At 50.5% G+C, this 19,604-nt stretch carries 19 protein-coding genes, 1 other RNA gene and 1 pseudogene; all 21 read right to left on the bottom strand.

Annotated features, from left to right (window positions below; translation table 11 throughout):
• Positions 1 to 96 precede the first annotated feature (96 nt).
• Positions 97 to 1,968, bottom strand: coding sequence for a heavy metal translocating P-type ATPase (locus ABNN70_RS08195; RefSeq protein WP_353947509.1), 1,872 nt, complete (start codon positions 1,966 to 1,968; stop codon positions 97 to 99).
• Between the two features lie 390 nt (positions 1,969 to 2,358).
• Positions 2,359 to 2,716: a transfer-messenger RNA gene (gene ssrA, locus ABNN70_RS08190) on the bottom strand.
• A gap of 84 nt (positions 2,717 to 2,800) precedes the next feature.
• Positions 2,801 to 3,268: an SsrA-binding protein SmpB gene (gene smpB, locus ABNN70_RS08185; RefSeq protein ID WP_353947508.1), complete on the bottom strand. Its 468-nt coding sequence runs from the start codon at positions 3,266 to 3,268 to the stop codon at positions 2,801 to 2,803.
• Positions 3,269 to 3,348: 80 nt separating this feature from the next.
• The gene (locus ABNN70_RS08180) at positions 3,349 to 3,528 is read right to left on the bottom strand and encodes a hypothetical protein (protein WP_353947507.1); all 180 of its coding nucleotides are present in this window, start codon (positions 3,526 to 3,528) and stop codon (positions 3,349 to 3,351) included.
• Between the two features lie 25 nt (positions 3,529 to 3,553).
• Complete coding sequence (locus tag ABNN70_RS08175; RefSeq protein WP_353947506.1) at positions 3,554 to 4,399, bottom strand: Cof-type HAD-IIB family hydrolase; 846 nt, start codon at positions 4,397 to 4,399, stop codon at positions 3,554 to 3,556.
• A gap of 175 nt (positions 4,400 to 4,574) precedes the next feature.
• Entirely contained in the window at positions 4,575 to 6,905 is a 2,331-nt protein-coding gene (gene rnr, locus ABNN70_RS08170) for a ribonuclease R (RefSeq protein ID WP_353947505.1), read from the bottom strand.
• 18 nt (positions 6,906 to 6,923) lie between these two features.
• Positions 6,924 to 7,673, bottom strand: a complete 750-nt coding sequence (locus tag ABNN70_RS08165) for an alpha/beta fold hydrolase (protein ID WP_129928717.1) — start codon at positions 7,671 to 7,673, stop codon at positions 6,924 to 6,926.
• A gap of 201 nt (positions 7,674 to 7,874) precedes the next feature.
• A complete protein-coding gene (gene secG / locus ABNN70_RS08160) occupies positions 7,875 to 8,105 on the bottom strand; it encodes a preprotein translocase subunit SecG (RefSeq protein ID WP_353947504.1) in 231 nt (76 codons plus the stop codon).
• 82 nt (positions 8,106 to 8,187) lie between these two features.
• On the bottom strand, positions 8,188 to 8,964 hold the full coding sequence (tatC, locus tag ABNN70_RS08155; RefSeq protein ID WP_353949409.1) for a twin-arginine translocase subunit TatC: 777 nt from the start codon (positions 8,962 to 8,964) through the stop codon (positions 8,188 to 8,190).
• A 17-nt stretch (positions 8,965 to 8,981) separates the two neighbouring features.
• The gene (locus tag ABNN70_RS08150) at positions 8,982 to 9,200 is read right to left on the bottom strand and encodes a twin-arginine translocase TatA/TatE family subunit (protein ID WP_129928720.1); all 219 of its coding nucleotides are present in this window, start codon (positions 9,198 to 9,200) and stop codon (positions 8,982 to 8,984) included.
• Positions 9,201 to 9,221: 21 nt separating this feature from the next.
• The gene (gene hypE / locus ABNN70_RS08145) at positions 9,222 to 10,226 is read right to left on the bottom strand and encodes a hydrogenase expression/formation protein HypE (RefSeq protein WP_353947503.1); all 1,005 of its coding nucleotides are present in this window, start codon (positions 10,224 to 10,226) and stop codon (positions 9,222 to 9,224) included.
• 6 nt (positions 10,227 to 10,232) lie between these two features.
• Positions 10,233 to 11,342 carry a hydrogenase formation protein HypD gene (gene hypD, locus ABNN70_RS08140; protein ID WP_129928722.1) on the bottom strand — a complete coding sequence of 370 codons (1,110 nt, stop codon included), beginning with the start codon at positions 11,340 to 11,342 and terminating at the stop codon, positions 10,233 to 10,235.
• Positions 11,326 to 11,550, bottom strand: a complete 225-nt coding sequence (locus ABNN70_RS08135) for a HypC/HybG/HupF family hydrogenase formation chaperone (protein ID WP_353949408.1) — start codon at positions 11,548 to 11,550, stop codon at positions 11,326 to 11,328. Before ABNN70_RS08135 ends, hypD begins: the two co-directional genes overlap by 17 nt.
• A 60-nt stretch (positions 11,551 to 11,610) precedes the next feature.
• Positions 11,611 to 13,941, bottom strand: coding sequence for a carbamoyltransferase HypF (gene hypF / locus ABNN70_RS08130; protein WP_353947502.1), 2,331 nt, complete (start codon positions 13,939 to 13,941; stop codon positions 11,611 to 11,613).
• A complete protein-coding gene (gene hypB / locus ABNN70_RS08125) occupies positions 13,893 to 14,552 on the bottom strand; it encodes a hydrogenase nickel incorporation protein HypB (RefSeq protein ID WP_353947501.1) in 660 nt (219 codons plus the stop codon). Before hypB ends, hypF begins: the two co-directional genes overlap by 49 nt.
• 4 nt (positions 14,553 to 14,556) lie before the next feature.
• Positions 14,557 to 14,910: a hydrogenase maturation nickel metallochaperone HypA gene (locus ABNN70_RS08120; RefSeq protein WP_129928725.1), complete on the bottom strand. Its 354-nt coding sequence runs from the start codon at positions 14,908 to 14,910 to the stop codon at positions 14,557 to 14,559.
• On the bottom strand, positions 14,903 to 15,331 hold the full coding sequence (locus ABNN70_RS08115; RefSeq protein WP_353947500.1) for a Rieske (2Fe-2S) protein: 429 nt from the start codon (positions 15,329 to 15,331) through the stop codon (positions 14,903 to 14,905). Before ABNN70_RS08115 ends, ABNN70_RS08120 begins: the two co-directional genes overlap by 8 nt.
• Positions 15,328 to 15,783, bottom strand: a complete 456-nt coding sequence (locus ABNN70_RS08110; protein WP_326407522.1) for a HyaD/HybD family hydrogenase maturation endopeptidase — start codon at positions 15,781 to 15,783, stop codon at positions 15,328 to 15,330. Before ABNN70_RS08110 ends, ABNN70_RS08115 begins: the two co-directional genes overlap by 4 nt.
• An 81-nt stretch (positions 15,784 to 15,864) precedes the next feature.
• Positions 15,865 to 16,551: pseudogene (cybH, locus tag ABNN70_RS08105) on the bottom strand (Ni/Fe-hydrogenase, b-type cytochrome subunit); the annotation flags it as partial.
• 69 nt (positions 16,552 to 16,620) lie between these two features.
• On the bottom strand, positions 16,621 to 18,345 hold the full coding sequence (locus ABNN70_RS08100) for a nickel-dependent hydrogenase large subunit (RefSeq protein WP_353947499.1): 1,725 nt from the start codon (positions 18,343 to 18,345) through the stop codon (positions 16,621 to 16,623).
• Positions 18,338 to 19,429 (bottom strand): hydrogenase small subunit, encoded by a 1,092-nt coding sequence (locus tag ABNN70_RS08095; protein ID WP_353947498.1) that lies wholly within the window; start codon positions 19,427 to 19,429, stop codon positions 18,338 to 18,340. The genes ABNN70_RS08100 and ABNN70_RS08095 overlap by 8 nt, the downstream gene beginning before the upstream one ends.
• Between the last annotated feature and the right edge of the window lie 175 nt (positions 19,430 to 19,604).

Genomic DNA, 19,604 nt, shown 5'->3' with positions numbered 1-19,604 from the left:
TGAATTCCCCTTTCTTTTGTTTACATGTTCAGTTTAATGCGGCTCGTTCATTAATAAATTGACAGTTATCAACTTTTAAAAATAAAGAGCAAAGTGTTACGCAGCCTGCTTCGTGTGGTATCTTAACAAACGCATCCCGTTCATGATGACTACTAAAATGCTGAGTTCATGGACGAACATGCCGCTCGCCATATAAATGTAACCAAGAATCAGACCGACTAATAAGAACGCAACGGTAGCAATGGCAATCACAATATTTTCTTTCATATTTCTTACTGTTTTCTTCGTTAATCCATAAGCATGGACAAGCTCAGAAAATCTGGATTTCATTAAAACAATATCTGAGGTTTCCACTGCAACATCGGTCCCGCTGCCCATGGCAATGCCGATATGTGCCGAGGCAAGGGACGGGCTGTCATTGACGCCATCCCCGATGAAAGCGACATGATGGCCCGCCTGCTTCAGCTTTTCTACATAACCCACTTTATCTTCCGGCAATAACTCTGCATGAACTTCATCAATACCCAGTTGCTGGCCAATCGCCTGGGCGGTCCGCGCATTGTCACCCGTCAGCATCACCATTTTTTTGATGCCCATTGTTTTTAAAGCGGCTAAAGCGGATTTAACGCCGTCTCTTGGCGTATCGGCAATACCCAGCATAAGCGCGGGCTCTTGATCGATCGCAACTAAAACAGTGGATATTCCTTTCTCTTCCATCTCAGCTAATTTTCGTTCCTGCTCAGGGTGCAGTTGCACCCCGGCTTCAGTCAGCAGGTTACGATTACCAACCAGAACGTTCTGATTCTCTACAACCGCCCTGATTCCTTTACCCTTGACCACCTGGGTCTGAGTCACCTTCAGATGACTGTAATCCATGTCATGCGCCTTGGCATAGGCCAGGATCGCCTTGCCAAGTGGGTGATCGGATTCCTTTTCAATAGCAGCTGTATAGGCTAATCCATGTTGCTGACCAGGCACGGCATGCATTTCAACGAGCTCAGTCTGCCCCTTCGTCAGCGTGCCCGTTTTGTCAAAGACTAACGTATCCACCTTACTGAACGTATTCATGATCTCGCCGCCTTTGATCAGAACGCCGCTTTTTGCGCCATTACCGATACCGGCCACATTGGACACCGGAGCACCGATCACTAAGGCTCCCGGGCAGCCCAGGACTAAGATTGTGATGGCCAGCCGGATGTCCTGCGTGAACACCCAGACAATCAGTCCTAATAATAGAACGGCCGGCGTATAATAACGGGAAAAATGATCAATAAACTTTTCCGCATGTGATTTTGTATCCTGAGCTTCTTCAACCAATTCAATGATCTTGCCGAATGTGGTATCCTCACCCACACGGGTTGCCTTCATTCGCAGGGTTCCGTTGTCTAAGATCGTCCCGGCAAAAACGGTCGCGCCTACCGGCTTATCAACAACCTTGGATTCGCCCGTGACACTGGCTTCATTCAGATAGCCGTGACCTGAGGTGATCACCCCATCCACCGGAACCTGGGCCCCCGTCTTCACTAAGAGCTCATCACCCTCATTCACTTCATCAATATCCGTTTCCTGCGCCTGACCATTCTTTTGGTAAACCCAGGCTTTCGTCGGGGCCATTTCGGTCAGGGTTTTAATTGAGTTGCGCGTTTTCTGCAAGGTTTTCTGCTCCAGATAACTCCCGAACAGAAACAGAAAGACAACGATCGCTGATTCGTTATATTCACCAATAAAAAGGGCACCGATCACAGCGATACTGACTAACAATTCGATACTGATGACCTTCACTTTCAGGGCCTGCCAGGCATGAATCAAAACTGGTAAGAAGCCGATAATTGTAGCCGCGATAAATGTCACATTATAACCTGTTTCCCAATGGAAAAGTCCTTTACTTAAAAAGCCAAGTACAATCAAAGCACCGGTCAACCAGGTGATGTGTGTATTATGTTTCTGTAACCATTTCTGGAATTTCATATTGCCTCTCCCTCCTTTTATAATTCAAGGATAAGCGGAAACGAAGGATATAAAATTGACAGCAGTCAAGAAAAGAAACTTTTTAACATCCATTCGATATTCGCAATATATTTAATATTCCAATAATTTTACAACTGACGCAACTGACTCTGTCCTGAGTGGAATCAGACAGAGGATAACTAACCGTCATTTTTTAAAATCTACTCTCTGAAAGGAGGGGCTTATTATGCTTCCGCACTGTAAAAATATACACACGGGGCAAAAATGGTTTACGAATTTGGGAAGTTCTGGGATGTTTTCATTAAACGATCGAAATGGCCAAAAGAAAGAGCCCGAAAGCATTGATAAATCAAAACTTTCGAGCTCTTTCCATATTCCATAGAATTGTAAAAATGGAGACGGTGGGAGTCGAACCCACGTCCAGAAACATCGCCATTTAAGTTTCTACGAGCGTAGTCGGTATATTAGCAATTCGCCCGCGCGTCGGCCCGCCGACAGGCTTTCACGGAACTATCCCGATTAATCTCTTCCCTGGCCCTCAGAATGCGGGCGTCCGGCGTATCCCACTAGAGTGAGTCCCTGACCCTACCACGTGGGCGATGGAGGGAGGAACCGCAAAAGCTACTTACGCAGCTAAAGCGAGGTTTTCGTTCTTTTTGCCAGTTATGGCTTTGGCGTTTTTACGAGGCCGACCCCCTCGGCTCGCCGCTTAAACTCAACCTGCCCCTGTCGAATCCGTAACGTCCCCGTTTGGTAAAACGGGCGTGCGAAAAAATCAGCCATAACTTTGATGGCAGAACATAGTATATCAGTAAAACTGCAAAAAATCAAATTACATTTTCTGCCTGCCTCTGAACGCTCTGGCCATTTCACGCTCAGCCGTTTTTTTCTTCATGGTTTCACGTTTATCATACATCTTTTTGCCTCGTCCTAACCCAATCAGTACTTTGGCAAATCCGTTCTTTACATAAATTTTAAGTGGGATCAGGGCATAACCTGTCTTATCCGCTTCTGCACCAAACTTGGCAATTTCTTTTCGATGCATCAGCAGTTTACGTGTTCTCAGCGGATCATGGTTATATCTGTTTCCCTGTTCATACATGCTGATATTCATATTGTAAAGATAGGCTTCTTCGCCTTCAACTCTGGCAAAGGCATCCTGAATACTGACCTTTCCCCGACGAATTGATTTAATTTCCGTTCCCTGCAGGACGATCCCTGCTTCGACCATCTGCTCAATAAAATAATCATGTCTTGCCCGGCGATTCTGAGCGAGTACACGGCTTTCCTTTTTTGTCACTGTGAACACCTGCCTGACTTATCCATCATTTCATTATAAGCTACGCGGGCAGCAGCCGGCAAGCCGGACTGTCTTCCTGCTTATTTCATCCGTCTGTGCTGAGCCAGATCAAGAAGCATCAGGATGACAATGAAAACAACGGAAGCAAGGAGCATATCCATCAGGCTTTTATCCGGACGCGGCATCATATAGGTAAACCAAAGCCATTGTATGATCAGGCTGGCAGCAAACAGGCCGGCATAGCTGATAAACTTTTTCATACGTGTCCTCCCTGTCCCTGTGCCCTTACTTTTTCCCCAGTTCATGATAGATAGCGTGTGCCACGCCATCTTCCGCACAGGTCAGTGTCACACGATTACATTGATCCTTAATTTCCTGATCTGCATTCCCCATGGCAACGGAGATACCGGCGACGGCAAACATCGACAGATCATTATAGTTGTCGCCAATCGCCATGACCTCGCTCAGAGGTATATCAAGATAGGACGCCAGATGATACAGGGCATTTCCTTTGGATACGTTACGGGCCATGATTTCAAAGTTCCCGCTGCCACTTGAAACGATGGCGTATTTATGTTTTGCTTCATATTTTTCCCGGGCCCTGCTCAGTTTCTGATCATCAAATGAAAAAACAAGTAGTTTATAGATCCCCTCTCCGCTCGCCTGAATCTCTTCCGGGCTACTGTAATTTCTGTGATAGGTCTGCTTTGCGGAACGCTGATAGCCTTCTCCACGGACATCAGGCTTATGAAGCCGTTCAAGCTCCTGACGAAGCCACAGCTCCCCGTTTTCCGGATGGTAAATACCATGTTCCGTACTGACGCTGACAAAATACTTCTTCGCTGTCAGATCGCCGACAATCTCAAGCGCTTCTTTTGTGTCCAGAAAATCGGCACCTAACAATTTTCCGTCGAGCGTATGGAGCGTGGAACCGTTACCACCAATGACATGCGCTTCGATATCCGCTTCTTTCAGGAGATTCATCACATCGAAGGGTGCTCTTCCTGATGCAATCGTTAGCGATACACCTTTTGACCGGGCATAACGCATGGCCTTCAGATTCTCCCAGCCGATCTCGTTGTGACTGTTGAGCAGAGTTCCGTCCATATCCATCGCAATAAGTTTAATCATAAAAGCCTCCCAATTTGCCTGCTGTGTATTGTGGTGTGGAGCAGACTGGCAGCCGGACCCTTTCTGTTCAGGGAACCGGCGTCCTCATTATATCAGATTCTCAGGCTGTATTTTTTTACATTAACCCGAAAAATTGAAAAAAGAACCCCGCCCGGAGTTCTCTTGTCTCGTTCTGTCATTTACTTCTTCCTTTATTTTTTGCATAGGGTCGGTTTTTACTGTCGTACCCGCCTCTGTGTCCGGATCCGCGATGATCTGAAGCTTTGCCGCCCGGTTTTCCTCCGAAGCGTCTCTTCCCTTTGTCATCTTTGCCATTGCGATTTCCCTGAATGATCGTTGGGCGGGATTTACGCACACGTGGTTTCTGCGGTTTCATACCCTCAACTTCAAAGTCCACAGCACTCTCGTCGAGATTCACATCAAGCACGCGGACCCGGATCTCGTCGCCAATTCGGTACAGATGACCTGTCCGTTCACCGATCAGGGCCATATTTTCTTCACTGTAACGGTAGTAATCATCCGTCAGGTAGCTGATATGAACCAGACCTTCAATCGTATTCGGCAGTTCAACAAAAAGTCCGAAGTTGGTGACCCCGCTGACCACGCCGTCAAAGGTCTGCCCGACCTTATCCTGCATGAATTCAGCCTTTTTCAGATCATCGGTATCGCGTTCCGCCTCAACTGCACGCTGTTCGCAGGCGGATGTGCGCTGAGCGATGTCCGGAAGCTGCTCTTTCCAGACTGCCTGCGTCTTTCCATCGGTATGCCCTTCAAACAGATATTTGCGAATCAGTCTGTGCACGGTGAGGTCGGGATAGCGGCGGATTGGAGAAGTAAAATGGGTATAATACTCCGTCGACAGGCCGAAATGTCCGAGACATTTATCATCATATTTTGCTTTTGCCATTGATCGCAGCATCACCGTACTGATCAACGTTTCTTCAGGCTGTCCCTTGACTTTTTCCAGCAGGGACTGAAGCGTACGAGGATGAACATGATCTTTCGAGCCTTTGACCACATAACCGAAGTTTACAACGAAATCGAAAAATTTCTCGAGCTTATCCGGGCTCGGTTCTTCGTGTACCCGATATAAAAAGGGAAGATGCAGCTTTTCAAAATGCTCTGCCACTGTCTCATTGGCAGCGAGCATAAAGGATTCAATCAGGCGCTCCGCTTCCGTGCGTTCACGAATCACGACATCGGTCGGTTTGCCCTGCTCATCAACAATAATTTTTGCCTCTGTAAAGTCAAAGTCAATAGCACCACGTTCCTTGCGGTGTTTCTCGAGAATCTCAGCCAGTTCTTCCATCAGGTCAAAAAACGGGATCAGATTATGATAACGTTCAAGGACCGCCTCGTCTTCTCTTCTCAGGATCTTGCGGACATTGGTATAGGTCATCCGTTCTGTGGAGCGAATTACACTCGGGAAAATCTCATGTCCGACAACCTCGCCCTTTGGCGTGATTTCCATGACACAACTGATGGCCAGTCTGTCCACATGAGGATTCAGACTGCATATCCCGTTCGAGAGCCGGTGCGGAATCATCGGGATCACCCGGTCGACAAGGTACACACTTGTTCCGCGTTCATAGGCTTCTGCATCCATTGGTGATCCTTCCGTTACATAGTAGCTGACATCGGCGATATGTACACCCAGCTGGTAATTGCCGTTATCCAGTCTGATGACATTGACCGCATCGTCAAGGTCCTTGGAGTCCTCACCATCAATCGTCACAATCGTTTTATTGCGCAGATCTCGGCGGCCCCTGCGATCCTGATCCGTGATTTCATCCGGTATCGCTTCTGCCTGGGCAAGCACTTCGGGAGGATATTCAAGCGGAAGGCCGTGCTTATAGATAATGGAGAGAATATCGACGCCCGGATCATTTTTATGTCCCAGGATCTGGGTAATCATGCCTTCAGCATTTTTCCTGCCTTCAGGATATTTCGTAATCTCGGCAACCACTTTGTGCCCTTCCATCGCCCCATGTTCCGCATGTTCAGGGATGAATATATCACTTGTAATGCGGTTATCATCCGGAATCACAAAGCCGAAGTGTCTGCCGGCATTAAACGTTCCGACAACCTGCTTCACGGCACGCTCAAGAACACGGATGATTGTCCCTTCTGCCCGGTCACCACGATCTGACTGCTTGTATGATACACGAACGATGACAGTATCTCCGTTCATCGCGCCGCCCATATCGTTCGGGCTGACAAATACGTCATCCATTCTGTCATCCTCAGGGATAATAAATGCAAACCCTTTGGCATGCGCCTGTACGCGGCCTTTCATCAGATTCATTTTTTCAGGAAGCCCGTACCGTTCCGAACGTGTTCGGATGACCAGCCCCTGTTTTTCCATCTCAGTCAGTGTCCTGACAAACTCCGGCAATTGATCCGCCTGATCCTCTCCAAAAGCTGTTTCAAGCTCCTGAAGGGTCATTGGACGGTACGTTTCATCCCTCATGTAATCAAGGATTTTCTGAATGCGTTCTTCTGCCATAAATAAACCTCCCTGTCCTCAGGAAACAGACCAGTCCAGGCTTTCGAGAAACGCATAGACATCCTGGTTTAACTGCATTTTTTCTGCTCCCAGCGTTATTACGTGTGTTGCCTGTTCATACCATTTCAATGTTTTTCTTTCCGATTGCAGTGCGTCATACATCTTCTGTGCATCATCCGTATTAATCATTTCATCCTGCCGTGCCTGAACAATAAAAACGGGCACCCGGATCTGTGGCAGATGATGCCGTGTCTCGTCAATCATCCGGCTGAGTCCTGTAAGCATGGCCGGAATTTTCTTCCGAATATCCGCCATATCCGCGGCAATTTCCTGCTTATTTTTCCCCTGCATGGCCATATAATTCTCAGCATAGCGAAGAACACCTGCATGAATCCGTTCCTGTGCACCGGACCGGATCGGAGCGCACATCGGAATCAGTCCCTTTACTGGAAAAGTGTATCCACATCTCAGAGAAAATACCCCTCCCAGTGACAAACCGCATACCGCAAGTTCCTGATATCCGAGCCGCATCATGTACCGGTAAGCTTCCTGCACATCATGCCACCAGTCCGCAGCAGTTGTCCGAACGAGTTCCTCAGGAGGTACGGCATGTCCTGAATAGTGCGGCCCGTAACAGGTGTATCCCCGTTTATTGAGATATCTGCCCAGCTGCCGGACATCTGCCGAGTTGCCTGTAAATGCATGCAGAAGTAAAACGGCACGGGCACCGCCTTCAAACAGAAACGGTTTTGGCGGCCTCACCTTCATGTTTCCGTCATCCCCCCGTTAAACAGTCATCAATTGTTGAATCAGATAACTGGCAGTTCTTCCCTTTTCTATTCATTTATTATACGCTATATTCACTGTTTGGTCTAAGAGATCGGGTATTCCCGGAACAGAGGTATAAAAAACCGGAGCGACAGCTGCTGTTGTTCAGCCACCCTTCCGGTTCGTCACTCAGCATGAAATTCAAAAATAGTAACCAAGCAGGAACGCGCAGAGAAAAAAGATAACAGAGAAAAAGATGGTCAGACGGCTCAGGCCAACTTCAATGCCTCTTGCTTTCTGTTTACTGAATAATTGTTCTGCCCCGCCTGTAATCGCCTCTGATAATCCGTCGCCACGGCTTCTCTGCATCAGAATCAGGACAACCATAATCAATGCAGAAACAAGCATCACGATCATTAAAAATGTATGCATGAAATAACGCTCCTATCTTCAAATAAACGTACCCTTCTCAATAGATTTAATGTACCATACGGGACGGGGCATCGCAACTTTTTCAGAGGTTATGTTCATGAGTCTGTTCCGCAGCGGCCGAAAGCTCCCCTTCTGATTGCGCTCTTCTTTTCAGCTTCCTGCGCCAGGTGATCGCGGACAGGGTCACACATATTTCATAAAGGAGAAGAAGCGGTACAGACATCACCGTATCCGAAACAAAATCCGGTGGGGACAGAGCAACCCCCAGAATAATCAGGACAAAATAAGAGATTTTTCTCATTTTTCTCATTCGGACCGGATTCAGAATCCCGAGATTCGTCAGGAAAACGACGATCACCGGAAGTTCAAAAATCAGCCCAAACGGCAGGACGACCTGCATCATGAAGCGAAAATAGCGTTCAGCCGTAAAGACCAGCTGGAACATGCCATCATTCATTGACATCAGAAAGTGAAAAATGTTTGGGAACACAATGAAATAGCCAAATGCAATCCCGCCCAGGAAAAGCAGAAAAAGGGCCGGAATGTAAGAGAGCGCAATCCGCCGTTCTTTCCGGGTCAGTGCAGGCGCAACGAAAAGCCAGAGCTGCCAGGCGGCAAAAGGGATGGTCACAGCAATTGCCGCAACACCGGCAATCATGAAATACACCGTGACAATATCTGCCGGACTGAGCACGGCCAGCTGGCCGTCGACATGCAGGTCACGAATCAGCCACAGGTACAGCCGTTTCGTGAAAAAAAGCATGACGGCAGCACTGAGGATGAAGGCGACGAAAACGGCGATCAGCCTTCTGCGCAGTTCATTTAGATGATTCAGCAGACTCATATTTTTCCCCGTCATACCCGCACCTGGATTCTTCACGCATTTTTACCGTCATCTGTATGGTTCTTTTCCTTGCGAACTTTCTGCGGGGATTCATGGGATTCATCATCAACGAGATTGTTGGTTTCCTTCTTGAATTCCCTGAGCGTTTTACCGAAAGCTTTCCCAATTTCAGGGAGCTTGGACGGACCGAAAATGACAAGAGCAATCACTAAAATCAGGATCAGACCGGGAATACCGATTGATTGAAACATAGCAGGCACCTCTTTTCTAATTTAGCAGATCCGCGGCAGCATCATGCCGGACAAGCGATGCAACCGCCGTTTACTCCCGAGCGGCGTTTCAAGAACTAATTGACCATGACCCCTGCCGGTTACTTTCCCGATGAGCGTTGCCTGTGACCCTTCCGGAGTGGCATGCAAGACCTCGAGTGCACGTTCCCGGTCCTTATCTGCAACAATCAGGATGACTTTTCCTTCGTTAGCCAGGTACAGCGGATCAAAACCGAGAATATCACACGCGCCTTTTACTTCATTTCTGATCGGAATCCGGGATTCCGTAAGTTCAATCTGCACGCCGAAGTCTTCGGCAATCTCAACGAGTGTGGTGGCCACACCGCCGCGCGTCGGATCCCGCATCATTTTGATGTCAATACCGCCCTGAAACAGGCGGTCAATCATCTGATTGAGCGGTGCGCAGTCACTTTTGAGATCGGTGATCAGACCCAGCTCGCCTCTGGCGGCAAGGATCGCGATGCCGTGATCTCCCGCGGTACCGCTGAGAATCACCGCATCACCTGCTTCCATGCGTTCAGGGGCGATCCCGGTCTCTTTTCTCTTCAGACCGATACCCGTTGTATTAATATAGAGGCCGTCAGCTCCTCCTTTTTCAACAACCTTGGTATCCCCGGCAACCACATGGACACCGGCCTGTTCCGCTTCGCGCGCCAGTGAACGGACGATGGTACGCAGATCAGACAGCGGGAAGCCTTCCTCAATAATAAATCCGGCTGTCAGAAAGAGGGGCCTCGCCCCCGCCACACTCAGGTCATTAACCGTTCCTGAAACGGCGAGTTTCCCGATATCCCCGCCGGGAAAGAACAGGGGATGAACAACAAAGCTGTCTGTGGTCACGGCGATTTCCCCGCTCCCGACTGAGAGAAAGGCAGAATCAAAATGTGAAGCCGTCTCATTACCAAAGGCGGAGACAAAAATCTGCTGGATCAGTTTATGGGCCAGTTCCCCGCCATCTCCGTGAGCTAAAGTAACTTTACGATCCATAAGGAGTCATCCTTCCTCTCTCAAATAGGCGTAATGTGCCGCGCAGCTGCCTTCTGTCGATACCATGCAGGGACCGACAGGATGAAGGGGCGTACAGGCTTTACCAAACAGGATGCATTCATCGGGCGCGGCGAGTCCGCAGATCATGTCCCCGCACCGGCAGCGCGTTTTCTTCGGCTGACCGACATGGATATGAAATTTCTTTTTCGCATCAAACCGGCTGTATTCCCGGCGAATAGCCAGTCCGCTTTGCGGAATGATCCCCATTCCGCGCCACGCCGCGTCTGCCGGCTCAAAATATCTGAACATCATATTCCGAGCCGCTTCATTCCCGTCAGTACGAACGACGCTTTTATAATTGTTCAGAATAGCCGGTCGCCCCTCCAGCGTCATCTGAAGCAGCTGATAAATGGCGCTCAGCATCTCAACAGGCTCAAAACCGCTGATGACCCCGGGCATCCGATAGTCATCCACAAGGAACTGATAGGCTTTCGCGCCGAGCACGATCGATACATGGCCGGGCAGTAAAAAACCGTTGATTTTGACCTTCTTTACAGAAAGCAGCGTACGCAGTACCGGCTGGACAAGCTTTGCCTGAGTCCACATCGAGAAATTCGCGACCTGTTTCTCGTTTGCCAGCTGCAGGGCAGCAGCCAGGACAGGTACGGTGGTTTCAAATCCGACACCGAGAAAAACAACTTCCTTATCCGGGTTTTCTTCAGCGATCCGCACCGCATCCAGTGGTGAATAAACAATGCGGACGTCGCGCCCTTCGGTTTTTGCACTGAGAAGACTTCGTTTCGATCCGGGGACGCGCATCATATCGCCAAACGTACAGACAATCCGCTCCTCAGACTCGGCGAGTTCGATCATCGCATCAATTTGCTTCTGGTCAGTGACGCAGACCGGACAGCCCGGTCCTGAGATCATCCGGACATGTCCCTTTAAAATCAGTTTAACCCCTGTTCGCGCGAGCGCCATCGTGTGTGACCCGCAGACTTCCATAAAGGCCGGCAGCTCACCGGTCTTTTCCCGGCATCGATCTGCCAGACGGTTGACTTTTTCCGCCAGTTCTTTTGCAACTTGCGGATCCGCCGGTTCAAATAACGTTTGCATGGGCCATCTTCTCCCACTCATTGATGCTTGCCCTGGCAAAATCACGATCAACGATGGACATCCCCTGACCGGCGTGAACAATCACATATTCACCTGTCTGAACTTCAGGGACAAACAGAATACCGACTTCCATTCGCGTGCCCATCACATCAACAAGCGCCGTATAATCTTTCTTTTTAATAACTTTTGCCGGAACGCCTACACACACCGGAATCACTCTCCTCATTTAATCTCTCTTACGATCATAATGACTCTGCAGAATTATTTTTCACCTGTTAGCGGACGATCTGCGCGCCTCCGCAATTATCAGCTGCCCCAGGCTCAGGCCTCCATCTCCGCAGGGGACATGCTGATGCCTGAATACAGTGAAACCGGACCGGCACAGCGTCTGATCCATCTGTTCTGACAGATACGGATTGTTAAAACTCCCTCCGGACAAAACGACACGCCGGCCATATTCCGGGTGAGCGCGGTGGATCTGATTCAGAACCGTGCAGCAGGCCGCTTTTACCGTTTCATGGAAGCGCTGACTGATCGCTTCGGAAGCTGCGCCCCTGAGATGATCTACGGCAATTTCCTGCAGCATCTCGGACGGATCAATCACCAGCATGTGATCCTGCTCTCTGATTGTAAACGGATAAGATTGCGCCCTCTTCCCGCTTTCCGCGAGCTCTGAAAGTAGAACAGCCGCCTCTCCTTCATATGTGGATCGCCGGCAGACGCCGAGTATCGCGCTCACGGCATCAAATAATCGGCCACAGGTACCGGCTGACGGGCTGTTCACTTCCCTTTCTGTCATACGCTGAATGACCGGAAGCAGCTGCTTTTTCTCGGGAAACAGGCGTTCCGCCAGCTGCATGCCTTCATCGCCATGCAGGCTGATCAGCATTGCGGCAGCGTTGCGCCAGGGCTCAATGACCGCCCTGTCACCACCCGGAAGCGGCGTATAGCGCAAGTGAGCAAGCCGCCGGAACCCGGCTGCCCCGCCATACAGCACTTCAAAGCCCCATATGGCACCATCTTCTCCGTACCCCGTCCCGTCAAGGATGATCCCGAGGCAGCAGCCGCCCAGATGATTGTCTGCCATACACGAAACAAGATGCGCATGATGATGCTGGACTTCGGTGACCGGCTGACCCAGTCCGGCAGCTGTTTCTCTGTTGCTGTAGAGAGGATGGAGATCTGCAGCAACCGTCTCGATTCGGCTTCCTGTCCATGCGATGAAACGTCTGAGCGTCCGTTCATAATGTCTGATACTTTGATCAGACGATAAGTCACCCAGATGCGGGCTGATAAAAATCTGGTGGCCGCGGCCAAGAGCGAATGTATTATTCAGCTGACTGCCAAGCGCAACGATCCCGCTCACATCGCCTGGGGCAGCGACAGGCTCCGGGGCATACCCTCTCGCCCGTCGTAAAAAGAAAGGGGCTTTTCCGTCTGCCCGGACCACCGAGTCGTCAATGGCGTTGTATATCGGACGGTTATGCGTCAGAATGGCCTCGGCGATCCCTTTCAGTCCGGAGAGCACCTGCCCGTCCTCGTACAGGATCGGAAGGCCCGAATGATTCGCACTCGTCATCACCAGACAGGAATACCGGCCCATGTCAAACAGCAGGTGATGAAGCGGCGTGTACGGCAGCATGATGCCCACAGTCCGGATGCCTGGAGCGATGCCACGCGCAATCGGAAGTGACGGACTGTCCTTTTTCCCGAGCAGGACGATCGGCGCTTCCGGCGAGCGCAGGACGGCGGCTTCTGTATCGGATACTGCGGCCATCTTCCCGGCCGCCTCAACCGTGGGAACCATAACCGCCAGCGGTTTGTCCGGCCTTCCCTTGCGCTTTCTCAGCCGGGCAACAGCCGTTTCATTCGCTGCATCACAGGCCAGGTGATAACCGCCAATCCCCTTGATGGCGACGATCTTTCCTTTTTCAAGGAGGCGAACAGCCACGCGAAGCGCCTGCTCACGTTCGCTGATCGTGCGCCCATCCGGATCCAGCAGGGATAGATGCGGGCCGCAGGAGGCGCAGGCAATGGGCTGTGCATGATATCTCCTGTCGGCCGGATGATGGTATTCATCGGCGCAGGGCCGGCACATGATGAAGTTTTTCATCGAGGTGTATGACCGGTCGTAAGGGAGCGCGTCAATAATGGTGTACCGCGGACCACATTGCGTGCAGTTAATAAACGGATAATGGTAACGCCGGTTTGCCGGATCGCGCATCTCACGCAGACAATCATCGCACACCGCCGAGTCGACCGGAATGATCAGCGACGAACAGCCGCTGCGGTCACTCGGAATGATTGTAAAACAGGACGCACCGGAAAGGGCGGTCTTCACTGTTTCCACGTGATCAATCCGCGCCATTGCCGGTTTTTCATCAATCAGCCGGTTCAGACCGGTCCGAATCGTCTCCTCCTGCCCCTCCCAGTGAATATGAACACCGTCCATATTATTCTGAACCGTCCCTTTCAGATCAAGCGCCTGTGACAGGCGATAAACAAACGGACGGAATCCGACTCCCTGCACACGTCCGTGCACGGTGATGCTCAGTCCTTCACGCCATCCTGATAAGCTTTTCTGATCCAGTTGAGCCATGTATCAAAACCTTCTCCGCTTCTGGCTGAGAGCGGCATCAGACGGGAATGGGGATTAATGCCTCTCAGATCCTTTTTTGCCTGATCCAGATCAAAGGACAGATAGGGTAACAGGTCGATCTTATTGATCAACGCCAGATCAGTAACATGGAACATCAGGGGATATTTTGTCATTTTATCATTGCCCTCCGGGGTACTGAGCACGACAATCCGGTAGTTCTGACCGAGATCGAATTCAGAGGGGCAGACCAGATTTCCGACGTTTTCGATGAAGAGAATGTCGGTCGTATCCAGATCGATCTCAGGAAGGACTTTTGCCACCATTCTCGGATCAAGGTGACATTCTCCTTCTGTTGCAATCTGAACGGCCTTCACCCCGTTTCTGCGGATCCGTTCTGCATCACGCTCTGTCGCGATATCGCCCTCAATTACTGCAATCCGAAATTCCCCTGCAAGAGCGGACACCGTTTTTTCCAGTATGGCTGTCTTCCCGGCACCCGGCGAACTCATCATATTGATCACAAGCGTCCCTGTCCTCCGGAACAAATCCCGGTTATAGGACGCTGCATGATCATTGCTGTCCATGACATTCTTGTCCAACGTGATTTTCATAACCTCAGCTCCCCTCGTATGATTGAATTTTAAACGTTTCTCCTTCAAGCAGGACACCGAAAGGCATGCCGCATTTCGGACAGGTGGCAATCAGCTCATCCGGTTCATATTCCGTATGGCAGACGGCGCAGCGTGCCCGCCCCCGCTCGCGGATAATGGTCAGGGACGCCGACGGATCCAGCAGCGGGACCTCTCCCGTTCTGCGGAACGCGTCAAAAGCAAAACGCAGGGCGTCGGGAAGTACATTGCTCAGATCACCGACAATCAGGGAAATTTTCTCAACTGAGGACATGCCCCGTTTTTCAGCATCCGCGGCAACAGCTTCCAGAGCGTCGGCCATCAGACCCATTTCATGCATGGTCCCCCGCCCCTTTATTGGGAAGTGCCGCCCATACCTGATCCCCTTCATGCTTCAATTGAATAAATTCAGGGTGAAGGGAACCTTCCTGTTTCGCAAACGTATAAAATTGGTCGCAGGACAGGCAGGTCAGCCGCTGAAGCGGGGCGATCCATTGCAGCATACCCCGGCAATCCGGACAGATCTTCCGGCAGGCCGTGATTTTTTCACCTGCTTTATACAGACAGACAGCCTGCCCGGCACGAAATGACTCGCTGTACCCGTTCGGCACCCTGTCGAGCCGATACCAGTGCATGTCCTGAAGCAGATCGGCAGCCTGAGTGATTTTCCTTACATCTTCATCAATAAACGGGGAGGCGATTTGCTTCGCCGTCTCTGTCAGGCTGCCGGCGAGTTCTTTTAGAAATGAACGGCGATTCATTGGCCCTCACGCCAGTCTCTGATCTGTTTTTTTATTCTTTCAATCAGTTCCGGAAGCAGCTGTTCCACCGTTTTGCTCAACTCTGTTCCCAGTTTTAATGACGCGGGCTGAATACCGAACATGACCATTTTCTCCGGCAGTCGGTCACGGAGCTGAGCCGCCGATACCACTTCCTGAAAACCGATCTGATGGACGGACATCTTGATTCCGGAAAAGGAGGGAATCTGATTTTTATTCAGGGTAATCAGGGTTCCCGGCTCTTCCCCGGCATTAATGGCATCAATGATAATCAGCTGATCGGTGTCTTCAACCGGTCCGAGCAGCTGCATGCCTTCCGTTGACCCGTCGACCAGTTCCAGATTCGGCACATCCTGAAGCGCCGTCCGGAGTCTGTTCAGCACATGAATCCCTGTCCCTTCATCTGAGTGCAGCGTGTTGCCAATACCGAGCACGGTGATTTTTTTTACCCCATCCAGAGATGATGGAGCTGCGTCGGCCGCGCCTTTCTGACGTTCTTCCGCTCTGCGGGCCGGTTCAAATTTATACCCGGAAAAAATCGAAGACATCGTCCCGTTTTTACTCAGCCAGTCCTCACGGAACGCCATATAGACATGGATGACAATAAAAATCATAAAGGCCCAGGCGACCAGATGGTGCCATGAACGGACCGTGAAATCGGACCCTCCGAAGAGGAAAACCACCCAGTCAAACGCTTTCGCATACCACGCATCCGGCTGCGGCTGAAACAGCATATAGTAGCCGGTAAAAACCATGATCACGGAACCAAGCCCGATAAAAATCCAATAACTGAGCTGAGCAAGCGGATTATGGCCGATGTAGTGCTTCTTGTGGTTCGGCAGAAAAAGGTATCCCTTGAGCGTTTCAATCAGACCGGTCCAGAAACTTTTCTGCAGAATCTGCGATTTGGCATAATGATTGCCCTTAAAGGTCCAGTACGCGCGGAAAATCAGGTTAGCCGTGAAAACAAAAGCTGTGATAAAATGAATGATCCGCACCCAGCCCATCAGATAATCATAATAGGCTTCGCCGTTTGAAGCCGGCGTGATGAACGGGTGACCAATGTAAATGCCGGTAAGCATCAGAATCATGATTGACGCTGCATTGACCCAGTGAAAGATCCGGATCGGAAGTTCCCATACATAAACAGAATGTTGTTCACGCAGCTGCGCAGAGCGGCGTTCACTGATCTTTGCTCTCAGATTTTCTTCGGCATGTTTGCGGCGGAGCGCCGGTTTTGTCTCCGTAAGTGTTCTCATCACGCTACCCCCTTACTCCACATGGACGGAAGTCAACGTCCGGCTTTCCGTATCGGTCAGATGAACGGCGCAGGCGAGACAGGGATCGAAGGAATGAACGACGCGCAGGATCTCCAGCGGCTGTTTCAGATCAGCAACCGGCACGCCTTTAAGCGATGATTCATAGGCGCCGATGTTCCCCTGACTGTCCCGGGGTGAGGCGTTCCATGTCGTTGGGACAACGGCCTGATAATTTTTCGTTTTACCATTTTCAATCTCAATCCAGTGACCGAGCGCGCCACGCGGTGCTTCACTGGTCCCGGCACCAAATACATGCTTCGGCCAGGACTTCGGTTCCCACTTCGTCTTATCGAACGTGGTCTGGTCTCCATTTTTAATATTCTGAATCAAACTGTTGAAATCCTCACGCATCCATCCGACGATCATGCCGGCGTCGAGACCTCTGGCCACCGTGCGTCCAAGTGCGGAGTGCAGGGCAGTAAGCGGAAGGCCCAGTTTTTTTAACGTGTCATCAACAATCGGTCTGTAATCCCCCTTATCTGCCGCATAGCCGACGATCATCCGGGCAAGCGGACCGGTTTCCATCGGCTGCCCTCTCCAGCGCGGCGCCTTGATCCAGCTGTACTTCTCATTCGTGTTCAGGTGCTCATACGGCGGCTTCGGGCCTGTATAATTCAGTTCGGTCGACCCTTTCCACGGATGCCGGCTTCCGGTTTGCGATCCGCCGTAGGTATACCAGGCGTGATCGATTCCTTCGGTAATCTGCTTCGGATCGTGCAGATCGACATCCTGAATGTCGTTCATGTTTCCGTTCATGATGATTCCTCTCGGCACGCGGTACAGCCGGGTATCACGGATATCCCCTGTTGAAAAATCACCGTAGCACAGATAGTTCCGCAGTCCGCCGCCGATTTCAGCACTGCCCCAGTCTTTATAATAAGAACCGATGGCCAAAAGATCGGGCAGGTAAACCTGATGGATGAACTGATCGGCCTGCGTGATCAGCTGATCAATCTGCTGCAGGCGTTCTGAATGAATTCCGTTATCCATATTGATGTCAAGCGGCGTCGCCATACCGCCGACCAGATAGTGCGGGTGCGGGTTCTTCCCGCCAAGAATTGTCTGGATTTTCACGATCTCCTTCTGCCAGTCCAGAGCTTCCAGATAGTGAGCGACAGCCAGCAGATTGACTTCCGGAGGCAGCTTATAGGCGGGATGCCCCCAGTAACCATTGGCGAAAACACCCAGCTGTCCGCTGTCAGCCACTTTTTTGATTTTATCCTGAACACTCTTAAAATAGCCGGGTGAGGAGTTCGGCCAGGCGGAAATGGACTGAGCAATCCGGCTTGTCTCTTTCGGATCTGCTTTCAAAATGCTCAGCGCGTCCACCCAGTCAAAAGCGTGCAGGTGGTAGAAATGGACCACGTGATCATGCAAGTTGAGGGTGCCGTTCATGATATTTCTGATCAGGCTGGCATTCTTCGGCACGCGGATGTCCAGCGCATCTTCCACAGCACGGATGCTTGCCAGTGCATGTGACGACGTACAGACACCGCAGATTCGCTGGACATAGCCCCAGACATCGCGCGGATCCCTGTTTCGGACCACCAGTTCAATCCCGCGAATGGCTGTTCCGGAACTGAATGCATCGGTGATCTTTCCATTCTGAACATCCGCTTCAATCCTCAGATGTCCTTCGATCCGGGTGACCGGATCGACAACGACTCGTTTACTCATTCTGATCACCTTTATTTTCTGACTTCTTCTGATGGTGCTTTACTGCGGCCGTAATGCCCGCATGAGCACCCACGCCGACAACAGCAGCACCGGTCAGCGCAGCACCCCATTTTTCCGGATTGATTGTCGTTTGAGTCAGCGGTATTTTGGCGTGACGCGTGTAAAACGGTCCATTATCCCAGAAATCAGCTTCGGAACAGCCGATACATGGGTTGCCTGACTGAATCGGATAACTGACGCCGCCGTTCCAGCGCAGTTCCGCGCAGGCATTATATGTCGTCGGACCCTTGCACCCTAATTTATACAGACAATATCCGGCTTTGAGATTCGGATCGTCAAACGACTCGGCAAACAGTCCGGCGTCAAAGTAAGCCCTGCGGTTGCATTTATCATGGATCCGATGACGGTAAAAGGCTTTCGGACGACCGAGTGAATCCGTTTCCGGCAATTGATCAAACGTCACGATATGTGCCAGCACACCGGTCATGACTTCTGCAATCGGCGGGCACCCGGGGACACGAATAATCGGAATGCCGCTGAGAACGGCAGAAATCGGCCGGGCACCTGTCGGATTCGGTTTGGCTTTGGCAATGCCGCCCCAGGATGCACACGTACCAAATGCCAGTACGGCTTTTGCATTTTCCGCCGCTTCCCGGAGCAGATCTTCACCCGATCGGCCGCCGATAGTCAGATAACCGGCCTGTTCCGGTACACTTCCTTCAACGACCAGCACATATTCACCCTTGTTTTTTTTCAATACGTTCTGTTCTGCCGCCTCAGTCTGAAACCCGGCTGCTGCGGTCAGCAGTTCCATATATTCCAGAGAAATCATGTTGAATATAACACTCTCAACTTTTGGATAAGATGACCTGATAAATGATTCCGAACAACCGGTGCAATCCTGCATCTGCAGCCAGATCACCGGAATACGTTTCTTGTTCTCCAAAGCATGTACGACTTTATCGGTTTTCGAGAATTCCAGTCCCATCGTCGCTGCAAGAGCTGCGCATATTTTTAAAAAGGTACGTCGTGAATAGCCTTTTCGTAAAACGCTTTCATAAATGGTTGGTTCTCCTGACGTCATACCGCTGCCTCCCCCTGTCCCGTTTTTAATACATATTCCTGTCAGAAATTTTAAAAATCTTTTTCAAAGTATGTGATCAATGTTACTGATCGGATTAATAATAGACAAATATAATTCAAATATCTATGACTTATATCACAGACATTTTGTTTTTCTTTTTTATATAGCCTCAGAT

Origin of the sequence: Sporolactobacillus sp. Y61, from assembly GCF_040529185.1 — a bacterium.
GTDB lineage: Bacteria > Bacillota > Bacilli > Bacillales > Sporolactobacillaceae > Sporolactobacillus.
This window is presented reverse-complemented; position numbering and strand designations above follow the sequence as displayed.